Raw genomic sequence first — 13,433 nt, 5'->3', positions numbered from 1 at the left:
CGCCATGATGTCGCAACTATACCGTTCGTGCCAGTCTGCCGCTCCCGATGGCAAAGGCCCAGGGACCAAGGTCGGGGGTAACAGAGGGGGCGGGCCGGGCGCCGGGCTGCGGGGCGGGGCTTGTGAAGGCGGTTGGGCAGGCATAGAACAAGGGCGCGCCCCCTGCACCCGAGGGACGCCCGTCTCCCGCGGCCCCCTCCCCCTCTCATCATCCGGGCCGCTGCACGAAGGTTGGGATCTTGCCCGAATTCCTCGTCTCCGCCGACGGCCTCGGCGCGCTTCTGACCGTCATCATGATCGACGTCGTGATGTCGGGCGACAATGCGGTGATCATCGGCATGGCCGCAGCCGGCCTGCCGGCAGCCCTTCGCCGCAAGGCGATCATCTACGGCATCCTGGCGGCCACGGTTCTGCGCATCACCTTCGCCGCCGTGACCGTCGAACTGCTCGAAATCATCGGCCTGACGCTGGCCGGCGGCATTCTGCTGCTCTGGGTCGCCTGGAAGATGTGGCAGGAACTGCGCCAGGCCCGCAAGGCCGCAGCCGCCGAGGCGGCGGCCGCAGCATCCGCCCCAGGCAGCGCCCCTGCCGACGGCGTCGACGAACTGCCGGAAGAAAAGGCGGCGGCGCCCAAGACCATGCGTCAGGCACTGACCGCCATCATCATCGCCGACGTATCGATGTCGCTCGACAACGTGCTGGCGGTGGCCGGCGCCGCGCGTCATCACATGGAGGTGCTGATCATCGGTCTGGTGCTGTCGATCGCGCTGATGGGCCTGGCGGCGAACTATGTCGCCAAGCTGCTGGAACGCCATCATTGGCTGGCCTATGTCGGCCTCGCCATCATCAGCTATGTGGCGCTCGACATGATCTGGCGCGGCAGCAACGAGGTGATGCACGCAGCCGGCGCCGGCTTCTGACCACCGCCCTCCCTGCCGCCGACGCAAAGAAAAGGGCCGCCCCAACCGGGAGCGGCCCTTTCCATATAGGAAGACGGCAGGCGGATCAGACTGCGAGGGCCGCCGGCACCTCGACGCCGGCCGCCGTCAGCACCCGGGCCAGTTCGCCCTTCAGCGCCGCCAGCCGGGCATCGTCGGCCGCCTCGGCACGGGCCACCAGCACCGCCTGGGTGTTGGAGGCGCGCAGCAGCCACCAGCCGCCATCGACCTTCACCCGCACGCCGTCGGTCCGGTCGACCTGGGCGCCCTCGGCCGCCAGCTTGGCGGCGATATCGGTAACCACCTGAAACTTGCGGTCGTCGGCGCAGGGAATGCGGATCTCAGGCGTGTTGACCATCTCGGGCAGGCCGTCACGAATGGCCGTGATGCTCTCGCCGGTGGTCGCCAGCTGGTCGAGCAGGCGGACCGCGGCATAGAGCGCATCGTCATAGCCGTAGTAGCCGTCGGCGAAGAAGACGTGACCGCTCATCTCGCCGGCGAGCGGGCTTGCCGTCTCCTTCATCTTGGTCTTGATCAGCGAATGGCCGGTCTTCCACATCACCGGCGTGCCGCCCAGGCGGGCGATCTCGTCGAACAGCGCCTGACTCGCCTTCACATCGGCGATGATGGTGGCGCCGGGGATGCGGTCGATGATCGGGCGGGCCAGGATCATCAGCAGCTGATCACCCCACAGGATGCGCCCCTTGCCGTCGACCACGCCGATGCGGTCGCCGTCGCCGTCGAAGGCGATGCCCAGATCCGCACCTTCCTCGGCCACCTTCGCGATCAGGTCGACCAGGGTGTGCGGCTCGGTCGGGTCGGGGTGATGGTTCGGGAAGGTGCCGTCGATATCGGCATAGAGCAGCACATGGCGGCCGGGAAGGTTGCGCGCCACCATGGTCAGCGCCTCACCCGCCGCACCATTGCCGGCATCCCAGACCACCACGGGTTCGCGGGCGACCGTCTTGAACAGCCCCTCGGTCAGCCGGGCGACATAAGCCGACAGCACGTCGGGCGCGTCGTTGTCGGCCCCCGTCGCCGGTGCCGGCAGAAGCTCGCCTTCGGCGGCGATGCGGCCCATCTCGCGGATGTCCTCGCCGAAGAAGGGCTTGCCGAGCATGACCATCTTGAAGCCGTTCTGGTCCGGCGGGTTGTGCGAGCCGGTGACCATGATGCCGCCGTCCACGCCGCGGGTCTGGGCGGCGTAATAGAGCATCGGGGTGGGGCCCAGGCCCACGCGGATCACGTCGACGCCGCCTTCGGTCAGCCCGCGCACCAGCGCCGCTTCCAGATCGGGCGAACTCACCCGGCCATCGCGACCGACGGCAGCGGACGCGCCGCCGCGGGCCTTCAGCATATAGGCGAAGACCCGCCCGATGGCATAGGCGTCCTCGGTCCCCAGGGTCTCGCCGATGATGCCGCGGATATCGTATTCGCGCAGCACGGTCGGATGGAAGCGGTGGACGAGCTTGGTCACGAACGGCCTCTCAGGGTCGGTTTTGAAGAACGGCTCGGGGGTAGAGAATGGCAGCGGCCACCGGTTCAGCCAAGCCCTGCGGCCGGGCGGCCGATCGAGCTGTAGGCGAAGCCGCGGGCGGCCATCTCTTCCGGCTTGTAGACATTGCGCAGATCGACCATGACCGGAGCCTTCATCGCCGCCTTGACCCGGTCAAGGTCGAGCGCCCGGAACTGGTTCCACTCGGTGACGAGCACCGCGACATCGGCGCCGGTGACGGCATCATAGGCATCCTCGGCCCAGACCACACGGTCGAGCAGGCGGCGCGCCTCGGCCATGCCTTCGGGATCATAGGCCCGGACGGTGGCGCCGGCGCGGATCAGCGCCGGCACGATGTCCAGGCTCGGCGCCTCGCGCATGTCGTCGGTGTTGGGCTTGAAGGTCAGGCCCAGCACGCCCACGGTCTTGCCGGCAAGGCTGCCGCCGGCGGCGGCGATCACCCGGTCGGCCATGCGGCGCTTGCGGGCCTCGTTGGACGCCACGACCTGCTCCACCAGCGAGAGAGGCGCGTTGTATTCCTGGGCGGACGAGACCAGGGCGCGGGTGTCCTTGGGGAAGCAGGATCCGCCAAAGCCCGGGCCGGCATGCAGGAATTTGCGGCCGATGCGGCCGTCCAGGCCGATGCCGCGGGCGATGTCCTGCACATTCGCGCCCACCTTCTCGCACAGATCCGCCACTTCGTTGATGAAGGTGATCTTGGTGGCGAGGAAGGCGTTGGCGGCATATTTGATCAGCTCGGCGCTCTCGATCGTGGTGTGGACGATCGGCGTCTCCGCCAGGAAGAGCGGCCGGTAGAGTTCGGTCATCAATTCGCGCGCCCGCGCGGTTTCGGTACCGACCACCACGCGATCGGGGCGCATGAAGTCTTCGATCGCCGAGCCTTCCCGCAGGAATTCGGGGTTCGAGGCGACGTCGAAGGGAAGATCCGGACGGGTTTCGGCCAGAAGCGCCTTCACTTTGGCACCGGTGCCGACCGGCACGGTGGACTTGGTGACCACCAGCCGGTAGCCGTCGGCAGCCATCGCCACCTGGCGCACGGCCTCGAAAACATAACTGAGATCGGCATGGCCGTCGCCGCGGCGGCTGGGCGTGCCGACCGCGATGAACACGACCTCGGCATCGCGCACGGCCTGGGCCAGATCGGTGGTGAAGCCCAGATGGCCCGAGCGCACATTGCGGGCGACCAGATCGTCGAGGCCGGGCTCGTAAATCGGGATCTCGCCGCCGAGCAGCCGCTCGATCTTCGACCGGTCATTGTCGACACAGACGACCGAATGGCCGAATTCGGAGAAGCAGGTGCCCGACACAAGGCCGACATAGCCCGTGCCGATCATCGCGACGCGCATGGAAGCCAATTCCTTTGCCAGTGAGCGCGAACGGCGCGCAAAGCCCCCGATCCTGCCCCCTGGAGGACGGGATCGCGGGCCCTGCGCGCCGAACTATAGCCTTACTGGGCGGCGTCGCGGTAGGTCGAAAGGCGCTCGGCCAGGAAGTCCTTCACCTGGTCGCGCAGATCGACGCGGGCCAGCGAGAAGGCGATATTCGCCTGGATGAAGCCGGCCTTGTCGCCGCAATCGAAGCGCTCGCCATCGAAGCGCACCGCATGGAAGGGGTGGCTTTCGACCATGGCGCGGATCGCGTCGGTCAGCTGGATCTCGCCGCCCGAACCGCGCTCGTGGCGGCCCAGATGATCGAAGATCTCGGGCTGCAGGATGTAGCGACCGATCACTGCGGTGCGCGAAGGCGCCTCGTCGGATTTCGGCTTCTCGACCATGCCGCGGGCGGTGACCAGACGGCCATCATCCTGGGCGATGTCGATGATGCCATAGCGCGAGGTGTGCTCAGGGGCGACATCCATCGCAGCCACGACATTGCCGCCCTTCTGCTCGTAGACCTCGACCATCTGGCTGAGGCACGGGCGGTCGGCAAGGACCAGATCGTCGGCCAGCAGCACGGCGAAGGGCTCGTTGCCGACCAGATGCCGGGCGCACCACACGGCATGGCCCAGGCCCATCGGCTCCTGCTGGCGGGTATAGGACACATTGCCGGCCTTCGGCAGCCAGCGGCGCAGCTGGGTCAGCTGGTCGTGCTTGCCGCGCTCCTGCAGCGTCCACTCCAGTTCAAACGACTGGTCGAAATGGTCTTCGATGGCGGTCTTGTTCCGGCCGGTGACGAAGATCAGCTCTTCGATGCCGGCGGCACGCGCCTCTTCCACGGCGTACTGGATCAGCGGCTTGTCGACGACCGGCAGCATTTCCTTGGGCATGGCCTTGGTGGCCGGAAGGAAGCGCGTGCCCAGGCCACCGACGGGGAAGACGGCTTTGCGAACGGGCTTGGTGTTGCTCATGGACCTAATCGCTGGATCGAATTCTTGAGGCGTTCTTCGGAACGATCGTCCGACCGGTCACGTGTCATTCGATATCGCGGCTCATGCTGCCCACATGGTCCGCAGCGGATGCACGGCACTGCCTCGCCTCGGGCAGGCGCACCGTCGATCCGCCGATCGACCCTACATATATTGCATCGCAACAGAACACGATGCGACGCCTATTTTGACCTGCCCCCAATTTGTCACCAGAGGCGATCTCACGGCATCGATGGTCACATGTCTGACCGACGAACGGCACAACTTATAGCCTTGAACGGCCGCAGACGCAAATCGCAGCCCGCGGGCGGAAGGGGCGGCCGCCCCCGGATCACGCACGCGACCGGGTGCCCAGAAGGCGATCGCGGGCGGCATTTACCCGCGCTGCAAGAGCTGCACTGCCCCCATGATCGGGGTGCACCCGGGCCATCATCCGTCGCCACGCGGCGGTGATCTCGGCGGCCCCGGCACCGGCCTCCACCCCCAGAATGGCGCGCGCCTCGGCCTCGGACATCTCGTCCGCAGCCGTAGCATCGTTCCCGGTACCGGCGCTGCCCGGAGAAGGGTCGGACCAGCCCGGCCCATAGGTCCGCTCCCCCCAGTTTTCCAGCAGACGGGCGCCGTCCGGATCCTCCACCCGCAACCGCCGCAGCAGCGCGATCAGCGTCTCGACGCGCAACTCCTCAAGGCCCTGCCCCCGCTCCGGCCCGTCCAGGACCACGCCCGACATGGCGCCGGTATCGGTCTCCAGCGTCATGCGCAGGCTGCGGGTCTCGATCGTGCGCAGGCGGCTGCGGGCCGTGCCTGCCGTCCCGAGCCCCGCCCCGCCCTGGGGCCGGGCCCGGCGAAACAGGTGCCAGACGGGCACAAGCCCGAGGGCGGTGCGCGCCAGCCGCATCACCACCGGCAGGGTCGCCGCCGCCACGGCGGCAACGGCCGGCCATTTGCCGGTTACGGCAAGCAGAACGGCAGCAACCGCCGCCAGCACCACCAGGCTCCACAGGCCGATGCGCTTCAGCACGGCCCGATCCACCCGCCCCAGACGTCCGCCCAGGGTCAGCACGGCAATCAGGCTGACGAAACCGGCAAGCAGGGCCCAGATCACCACCTCACCCCCATAACGCTCACCTCTCGCCCATGCGCCCGATCAGCAGGCTGAGCGCCTTGGGATCGGCCCGGCCCGGCCGCTCCAGGGCCGCCGCCCCCCGGGTTGCAACCGCAGCGACGGCGCCCAGCAGAGCCCGCAGCCGGTCGGGGGCAGCGGGATCGAAGGGCAGCAAGGCTCCGCCGGTGATCCGGGCGATCCGTCCGAAGGCTGCGGCGACCTCGGGGTGGCCGCCTTCCTGGAACATGAAGGCCCGCACCCCCAGCATGGCCAGATCCGCCGCCCCCGCCTCCAGCGGCGCCACCGGTTCCTCCAGCGCATCGCCGACGAAGATCAGCCCGTGGACCGGGGCGGCCCGCGCCTCGGCCACGGCATGAGACAGGATGCGGGCCAGCTGGGTGCGACCGGCCCGGCAGTCGATCCGCGACATCACGCGCGCCAGGGCCAGGGCATCGCCGGCCCAGCGGCTGGCGCGGCATTCGTCGAACCCACGGTAATAGACCAGCTGGACCGCAAGCCCGCCATCGCCGGCCACGCGGAACATCTCCCCCTGCAGCCCCTGGGCAAGATCCCAGCCGGGCTGCCGGCTCTGGGTCGCGTCCATCGCCAGGATCAGGCGCGCGGCGACCCCGCCATGGGTGGTCGATCGGGGGGTGGCCGGCCGGGCCGGCACGCTCCGGCGCGCCTCGGCCAGGAAGCCATCGACCTCGGCAGAGCTGGCCGGCGGGCGCGCGGGGTGGCCGGGGCGAAGGTCTCGGGTCATGCCGGTCTCCCACAGGTCTGACGGCGCATGAAGCGGATCTTCACACACTCGTTTCCTACATGGGGGCTTGCGGCGTCGTGGAAAGGGGGCCGATCAGAGGATCAGGTCGCGGCCGTCCAGCATCGGCAGCCGCAGGGCCTCGATCAGGCCGCGCACCTCGTGCCGGGCGGCGATATGCGACATCGACAGCGAGATGTTCGCATCCACGTCGCGCAGGTCGAGCATGGTGAGCCCGCGCAGGAACAGCTCGCGATAGATCACCCGGTCGCCGAAGCCCGGCGCGACGCGGAAGCCCACACGTCGCGACAGCTGCTCCACCACCCGGCTCATATCGCGCTTGTTGCGGCTTTCGGTCGACGAGAGGCGGTTGCGCATCACCACCCAGTCGATGGTGCCGCGATCACGGATCGCCCGGGTCTTCTTCTCGTTCCAGACCATCTCGGCATAGACGCTGGGGCCCAGCACCTTCAGCGTCTCCGGGTCGACCCGGGCCAGCACGTCCAGATCGATGAAGCTGTCGTTGATCGGGGTGATCAGCGTGTCGGCGAAGGAATGGGCCAGGCGGGCAAGAAAATGGTCACTGCCGGGGCTGTCGATGATGACGACATCGTTGTCGCGGGCAAGCCGTGCAAGCGCGCCCACGAAGGCCTCGCGCTCATCCGCCTCCATCTCCGCCCGGCTCGGCTTGTCGGAGCGCGGGATGACCGCGCTTTCCGGCACCGGCATCCAGGCCTGCTGTTCGCGGGCAAAGGCGGCACGGTTCTCGATATAGCGGCTGATGGTGCGCTGACGGCTGTCGATATCGATCACGCCGACCTTCTGGCCAAGCTTCATCAGCCCCACCGCCAGATGCATCGCCGTGGTCGACTTGCCGGAGCCACCCTTCTCGTTGCCCAGCACGATGATATGCGCAGGGATCTGACCGCCCATGCCTCGCTTCCCCTCAGCCCGCGCGAACCCGGTCCTTCCGGCCGCCTCCGCACCGTCCGGACGTCATCATGACCTGAAACGTCCCGCCCCAGAAGAGGCCGCCGCACGATAGCCGGGTGAGACGGCGGGTCAAGCACCCGTTGCCCGGGGCTTCAGGAAAATCCCAGACGGGACAGAGGAATATGATCTGCCCTGCGTCGGAAGCGGCCGCAGAAAAAAGAAACGGCCGGCGGATCCTGGGATCCGACCGGCCGTAAAGTCGACAGTGTGGAGAGGTAACCGAAGAGCCTAAGCAGAAGATGGATGAAGAGGCACCAAAACTTCGAGAGGCGATCCGGGTTGAGGGTCGAGCGGAAAGCACTCACCCCCGCTTCAAGCACTCCGTCCGTGCCCTCAACCCGGCCAGTCCTGCCTTTCGGAAGGACATTCAGTCTCGTGAAGCCGTCCCTTCGAGGTGATTAGACCAACTTTACTTAGGTCGGTCAAATCTTTTTTTCGCCCTCTTAGTTTCGATACCAGTTCGTCTTCATAAGACCAGCAGGCGACACATCGAATACTGGTGGCGCGCTGTGCATCACCAGGATCCGACTGGGGCGCTCCCCGCCCCGTCACCTGCGTCCACAGGATTATTAGCAATGCCCGTGCCAAATCTCCCAAGCGGCGGAATCGCAGGGGTTTGGAGGCCACATACCGCCCCTTGCTCAGCTGTCGGCTGCAGTTCTGCACATTTTTAAGGCGACACTCCCCGATCTGGGGAAGCACCGCCCATTCATTGTGCAATGCACCCTCGCAAAAGCGAAGGGGCGCCGCCCTCGCAGGCGACGCCCCTTCCGATGCAGACGGACGGATCAGAGGAACTTGCGGCCCCGGGTCCAGTCGTCCGGCACGTCGAGGCCCAGTTCACGCAGCTGCGGCACGATATGGGCGCAGTAGCGCTGGCGGGCCTCCTCGTTGGTATATTTGCGCAGGCCCCACTTCACGTAGAGCTTCGAGCGCTCGCTCTCGGAGCGGCCGAAGAGGTCGAGCATGGTCGACCACCACACACCTTCCAGCTCGGCCTGCACCAGGGCGCGGCCCTCGGGCGTCGCGCAGAACTGCTTCACGATGCGGCGGCCCTGGGCGACGTGGTTGTACTCGTCCATGACGATCGAGATGCACATGTCGGCGATCGGCTTGTACGAGGACTGGGCCATTTCCTCGATCATCGCGAGCACGGCGCCCTCGCCGATCATCGAGAACAGACCGCGCTGCACCCAGCTGTCGATCTTGCGCACCGCATCGGTGCGGTAGTGCTGCCGCTCCTGGAAGTGCTGATCCATCATGTAGTAGACGTCGATGCCCAGATCCTTGAGCACCTCGGCACCGCGGATGAAATGGTCGACCTCTTCGGCGGCCCGCTCGCAGCACATCTTGCGCTCATACGGATCCGGCGCCATCGGATAGAGCAGCTGGGTGTAGTCGTCCGCGCCGGTCAGCTCGCCCTCGGTATGGGCGCGAAGCTGATGGATGACCAGATCCTGATATTCCTTCGGCATCTTGTAGAACTGCTCGGGCCCCTCGACGATCAGGGGGGCTTCGGCGGCGCTTGCAACGGACTCGTTCATGTCCTGTCTCCGGATTTACCTGTGATTGAGAAAATGGCCACAGTAACCCCCTGAGGCCGATTGGCTGGCGGTGCATGGCCGCCGGCTCGTTGGATCAGATCCGGGCGACCAGCCCCGTGGCGGTCGCACCGATCCGGCCCTGATCATCGACGACCGTCACCTCGACCGTGAACAGGTCGCCCTGCCGGCCGACCACCCGCCCCCGTCCCTCGAAAGGGCCGGGCTTGAGTGGTTCCGCCAGCTTGATGGCGCTTTCGAGCGTGGCGCACCGCGCCCCGCCGGCCGCCAGAATGGCGGGTACGGCCAGGGCGCAATCGGCCAGCCCCATGATCATGACCACGTTGATCACCGGTCCCGCCGCCCCCTGCTCGACATGCTCGGGGCCCGGATCCGCCACCCGCGCGACCACCGCCCCATCGGGGCCGGCGGTCACACGGATGCCGGAATGGACCAGCACATCGAGCGCGTTCAGGCGGGTGAGCACGGCGTCGGGGGTTCCCCCCTCCGGACCCGTGATCAGATCTGCAGCCGTCATCTCCCCTCCTTCCTGCGAGATGCGACCCGCAGGATGGCGATCAGTGTCCGACGCCCTGGAACTGAGCAGAGACGGGGACCGCCGGTGCATGCGGCACCCGCGCGGGCACATGGCCACCGTCCTCGACCTCTTCCACCGGCCCGGCCCGCTCCGCCTTCATCGTCTGATGGGCGGCGGCATAGGGGTTGAAGGGCGTCCAGATGAACTGATTCCAGTAGCCCTCGGCGATGCCGATCCAGGTCTCCAGCATCTCGCGGCTGTCCAGGAAGCGGTCCATGCTGACCATCAGCCAGGAATTCACCGCCTGGCTGTCACGGCAGCCGTCGCAATGGCCCGAGGTGCAGCAGAATTTCACCGTCTTCAGGTCCGCCGCCCAGGTGTTGAAGAAGGGCAGCACCGGGTTGCCGTTCTCCAGCCGCTCGGCATGATCCGGATGATCGATGCTGATCGACGGGCAGACGTCGTAGCCGAAATCGGCGCCCCAATGGGTCCGGCCGGTGATCATTGCTTCGATATAATAGGGATGGCTCAGCACCACATCCGGATAGAGCGCCTTGACCCTCAGCGCCTCGGCCAGCAGGGCATCCTGATGGGCCTGGGCGGTCGGATCGTCGGTGCCGTATTTGCTGTAGAAGTTGAACGACAGACGGTTGCCGTTCTCGGCGATGCGCCGGACGGTGTCCTCGATGTATTCGATCCCGTCCTCGGTCAGCGCATAGACGAAGTTCGCCCGCGGATCCTGGTGGTAGTTCTCGAGCACCGTCTCGAACAGGCCGGTGAACTGCCGGCCGCTCGGCTTGATCGCGCGCAACTCGTCGTCGAGCTTGCCGCCGCCGAACAGGGTCAGCATCACGTTCACGTCTTCGAACCCGTCCCAGGGCAGACGCCTGAGACCGTTCGACGAGACCGTCACATAGCGCAGGTGCTTCACGAACAGCCGCAGCCGGTCCGGGAACAGCGTCGGCTCGCCGCCGATCACCAGCGCAGCATTCACCCGCCGGCGCTTCGTCTCGTCGATGAGGAAGCTCTCCAGCGTCGCCAGATCCTTGACCTCGCGGGTGGCGGTGTCGTGGCCGTATTCGAAGAACCAGCAGCCCTTGCAGCGGATGTTGCAGGCGTTGGTCAGGTGGTATTCGGTGACCCTGACGTTCCGGGCGTGGGTCAGGATGCGGTTGAGGCGGGCCCCGAGGACGGGGTCCTCCGCCGTCAGGGCCTGGATGCGTGCCACACGTTCACGCGACCGGGCCTTTCGCAGCTCGGATTTCATCGTCGTCCCCCTTTGTCTCCGCCGTCGCCGGCAATGGCCGTGCCGGCCGTACCGATGCAGCGGTTCATGTCGCCCCGATCAAAAAGGGTCGGGTGGCCCCGCGCGGGTTGGGTCCGGTATCGGCCCGCTGTCGCTATCATTGAGGGTCATTGCATCCCTGGCGTGTATTAGAGCAACTTCCAGGATGTATTCTCAACATAAAAAGCGATCGAATTTCGCATCATGAACGCAGAAGGGGAATTGGACATATGCACATTCAGGATAGTTTCGGATTGCGCAACTCTCCCATGGGGCGCAAGCGCCACGGATCAGGCACCACAACCACCTGTTTTTCAAAGAAAAAGGCGAGACCCGCGCACACCTGCGCAGGACCCGCCCGATAGTCCATTACATGGACTTCTACAGTCTATCGTAGGTATTAATCATACAATGGAATGAGATTCATCTGCCTGCCCGGATAGGCAGATTTAGCCAGGAATCCGAGGGTTTACGGGCACTTCCCTGACGGGTGTGAACACCGTTTCCATCCAGGCCGCATGGGTCAGCAATGCTGCCTCATCCGCCGGCCGGCCGACCAGTTGCAGACCGAAAGGCAGATCGCCCGCCATGCGTCCGGCCGGCAGCGACATTGCCGGCGTGCCGGTCAGCGTGATCGCGAAGGTGAGCGCCAGCCACGAGACATAGGTCTCGAACCGATGCCCCTCGATTTCCTCCAGCGCCCGGATCGTGTGCGGGAAGGGCGGGGTCAGCACGGTGGGGGTCAGCACCAGATCGACGCGTGAGAGTTCATCGATCAGATCCAGCGTCATTTTCGCCCGCGCCCGCTCGGCCCGGCCAAGCGTCGCGGCATCCAGCCCCAGCCCGTGTTCGATATTCCAGACCAGATCCGGCTTCAGCCGGTCACGATGGGCCTGCAGCATATCCTCGTGCAGGGTGGCCATCAGCCCGGCGCGGAGCGCCTTGAAGGCGCTCTCGGCCTCGGCAAAGCTGGTCTCGAGCGGCACGATCTCGACGCCCTCGGCCGCCAGCCGGTCGACCGCGCGACCGAAGGCGGCGCGCACCTCCGCCGCCACCGGCACGATCCCCAGATCGACGGAAACCGCCACCCGCCGCGGCTTGCGCGGCGCAGTCGCCGCCGCTTCGAACAGCCCCGCCTCCGCCTCGCGCGACAGGGGATCGCGCGGATGAAGGCCGGCCATGGCATCGAGCATCAACCCCAGATCGGCCACGTCGCGCGCCATCGGCCCCTCGACCGACAGCGTCGAGAAGGGCGAGACCGAGGGGCCGTGGGGCACGCGGCCCGGGGTCGGGCGCAGACCCACAACGCCGGTAAAAGCGGCAGGAATGCGCAGCGAGCCGCCCAGATCCGACCCCTGCGCCAGCCAGGCCGTGCCGCTGGCCAGTGCCACGGCCGAGCCGCCCGACGAGCCGCCGGGGGTCAGGCTGGTGTTCCACGGATTGGTGGTGGTGCCGAAGACCTCGTTGAAGGTCTGGGCGCCGGCGCCGAATTCGGGCGTGTTGGTCTTGGCGTAGATGATGCCGCCGCGCTCTTCCAGTCGGGCCGCAACGTTGTCCGATTGCGCCGGCACATTCCCGGCGAAGAGCGGCGAGCCATAGGTGGTACGAATGCCAGCGGTCGCGGTCAGATCCTTGATCGCCACCGGCAGCCCGTGCAGCCGGCCCGGCTGACGGCGGCGATCGGTCGTCGGCATCCAGTGTCGGGCGGCGGCGCGGGCCTGATCGAAGGCGCGGGTAACCACGGCGTTGACGGCGCCATCCACCGCCTCGACCCGTCGCTCCAGCGCATCCAGCAGGTCGTTCGGGGTCACCTCGCCGCGCGCCAACCGCGCGACCAGATCGCGGGCGGTCGCCCTGATCAGCTCGTCCATGGGGATTTCCTCGGGCATCGGTTGCAGATCCCGGCCTCTGGCGGGCCGGGTATCGGGATCGGCGGTCAAGACAGGCTGGTCGAGATCGCGAGGCCGGATTTGAGCGTCAGCGTCACCGGCGTGCGCTCGGCGATGTCGGCCAGGCGCGCGCGCTGATCATCGTCGAGCGGGCCGTCGAGGGTCAGCACCCGCTCGATCCGGCCGGTGCCGTTCTCGACCAGATAATGCAGCGCGACCTTCGCCTGGTTGAGCGGCCACTGCTTGCGCTCGGCATACATCTTGAGCGTGATGGCGGTGCAGGCGCCCAGGCTCGCCAGCAGCAGGTCATAGGGCGCCGGGCCGGCATCGGCGCCGCCGAGCTTCTGCGGTTCGTCGGCAACGAGCTGGTGGTTGCCGGTCCGGATCGAAACGGCATAGCGTGCGGCACCGATTGCCGCCTCTGCTCTGGCCATGGGTCGGGGTCTCCTGCACGTCGGTCGGTGCCCCCCATCAGACCCCTACATGCGCCCGGCTGCAAGCCG

Annotated in this window: 12 protein-coding genes; 1 reads left to right on the top strand and 11 read right to left on the bottom strand. The window is 67.0% G+C overall.

All coding sequences use genetic code 11. The annotated features are described in order from the left end of the window. The first annotated feature begins 239 nt into the window (after nucleotides 1–239). Entirely contained in the window at nucleotides 240–920 is a 681-nt protein-coding gene (locus TMO_RS02955) for a TerC family protein (RefSeq protein WP_014744099.1), read from the top strand. Nucleotides 921–1,005: 85 nt separating this feature from the next. Here the strand turns inward: TMO_RS02955 and pgmG are convergent, their stop codons facing one another. From pgmG to TMO_RS02900, 11 genes are all read right to left on the bottom strand, one after another. Further along, nucleotides 1,006–2,415, bottom strand: a complete 1,410-nt coding sequence (gene pgmG / locus TMO_RS02950; RefSeq protein ID WP_014744098.1) for a phosphoglucomutase/phosphomannomutase PgmG — start codon at nucleotides 2,413–2,415, stop codon at nucleotides 1,006–1,008. Nucleotides 2,416–2,480: 65 nt separating this feature from the next. After that, entirely contained in the window at nucleotides 2,481–3,800 is a 1,320-nt protein-coding gene (locus TMO_RS02945; protein WP_014744097.1) for a UDP-glucose dehydrogenase family protein, read from the bottom strand. A gap of 101 nt (nucleotides 3,801–3,901) precedes the next feature. Continuing rightward, on the bottom strand, nucleotides 3,902–4,801 hold the full coding sequence (gene galU / locus TMO_RS02940) for a UTP--glucose-1-phosphate uridylyltransferase GalU (RefSeq protein WP_014744096.1): 900 nt from the start codon (nucleotides 4,799–4,801) through the stop codon (nucleotides 3,902–3,904). A 349-nt stretch (nucleotides 4,802–5,150) separates the two neighbouring features. Further along, the gene (locus TMO_RS31035; protein ID WP_014744095.1) at nucleotides 5,151–5,927 is read right to left on the bottom strand and encodes a Heat shock protein DnaJ-like protein; all 777 of its coding nucleotides are present in this window, start codon (nucleotides 5,925–5,927) and stop codon (nucleotides 5,151–5,153) included. 16 nt (nucleotides 5,928–5,943) lie between these two features. Then, entirely contained in the window at nucleotides 5,944–6,687 is a 744-nt protein-coding gene (locus TMO_RS02930) for a hypothetical protein (protein ID WP_014744094.1), read from the bottom strand. 93 nt (nucleotides 6,688–6,780) lie between these two features. After that, on the bottom strand, nucleotides 6,781–7,617 hold the full coding sequence (locus tag TMO_RS02925; protein ID WP_014744093.1) for a division plane positioning ATPase MipZ: 837 nt from the start codon (nucleotides 7,615–7,617) through the stop codon (nucleotides 6,781–6,783). An 848-nt stretch (nucleotides 7,618–8,465) separates the two neighbouring features. Further along, entirely contained in the window at nucleotides 8,466–9,221 is a 756-nt protein-coding gene (locus TMO_RS02920) for a Phenylacetic acid catabolic protein (RefSeq protein WP_014744092.1), read from the bottom strand. Between the two features lie 94 nt (nucleotides 9,222–9,315). Beyond that, complete coding sequence (locus TMO_RS02915; protein ID WP_014744091.1) at nucleotides 9,316–9,756, bottom strand: PaaI family thioesterase; 441 nt, start codon at nucleotides 9,754–9,756, stop codon at nucleotides 9,316–9,318. A gap of 40 nt (nucleotides 9,757–9,796) precedes the next feature. Next, on the bottom strand, nucleotides 9,797–11,023 hold the full coding sequence (locus tag TMO_RS02910) for a radical SAM protein (RefSeq protein WP_014744090.1): 1,227 nt from the start codon (nucleotides 11,021–11,023) through the stop codon (nucleotides 9,797–9,799). A 467-nt stretch (nucleotides 11,024–11,490) separates the two neighbouring features. Further along, nucleotides 11,491–12,912: an amidase gene (locus TMO_RS02905; protein ID WP_041604804.1), complete on the bottom strand. Its 1,422-nt coding sequence runs from the start codon at nucleotides 12,910–12,912 to the stop codon at nucleotides 11,491–11,493. A gap of 65 nt (nucleotides 12,913–12,977) precedes the next feature. After that, a complete protein-coding gene (locus TMO_RS02900) occupies nucleotides 12,978–13,364 on the bottom strand; it encodes an OsmC family protein (RefSeq protein ID WP_014744088.1) in 387 nt (128 codons plus the stop codon). Between the last annotated feature and the right edge of the window lie 69 nt (nucleotides 13,365–13,433).

Origin of the sequence: Tistrella mobilis KA081020-065, assembly GCF_000264455.2 — a bacterium.
GTDB lineage: Bacteria > Pseudomonadota > Alphaproteobacteria > Tistrellales > Tistrellaceae > Tistrella > Tistrella mobilis.
Note: the sequence above shows the minus strand (reverse complement) of the source record. Positions and strands in the feature narration are given on the sequence as shown.

Bases quoted from the DNA above. Each gene is read 5' to 3' on its own strand.
- TMO_RS02910 (WP_014744090.1), bottom strand. From the start codon at position 11,023: ATGAAATCCGAGCTGCGAAAGGCCCGGTCGCGTGAACGTGTGGCACGC.
- TMO_RS02925 (WP_014744093.1), bottom strand. From the start codon at position 7,617: ATGGGCGGTCAGATCCCTGCGCATATCATCGTGCTGGGCAACGAGAAG.
- TMO_RS02905 (WP_041604804.1), bottom strand. From the start codon at position 12,912: ATGGACGAGCTGATCAGGGCGACCGCCCGCGATCTGGTCGCGCGGTTG.
- TMO_RS02920 (WP_014744092.1), bottom strand. From the start codon at position 9,221: ATGAACGAGTCCGTTGCAAGCGCCGCCGAAGCCCCCCTGATCGTCGAG.
- TMO_RS02930 (WP_014744094.1), bottom strand. From the start codon at position 6,687: ATGACCCGAGACCTTCGCCCCGGCCACCCCGCGCGCCCGCCGGCCAGC.
- galU (WP_014744096.1), bottom strand. From the start codon at position 4,801: ATGAGCAACACCAAGCCCGTTCGCAAAGCCGTCTTCCCCGTCGGTGGC.
- TMO_RS02900 (WP_014744088.1), bottom strand. From the start codon at position 13,364: ATGGCCAGAGCAGAGGCGGCAATCGGTGCCGCACGCTATGCCGTTTCG.
- TMO_RS02945 (WP_014744097.1), bottom strand. From the start codon at position 3,800: ATGCGCGTCGCGATGATCGGCACGGGCTATGTCGGCCTTGTGTCGGGC.
- TMO_RS02915 (WP_014744091.1), bottom strand. From the start codon at position 9,756: ATGACGGCTGCAGATCTGATCACGGGTCCGGAGGGGGGAACCCCCGAC.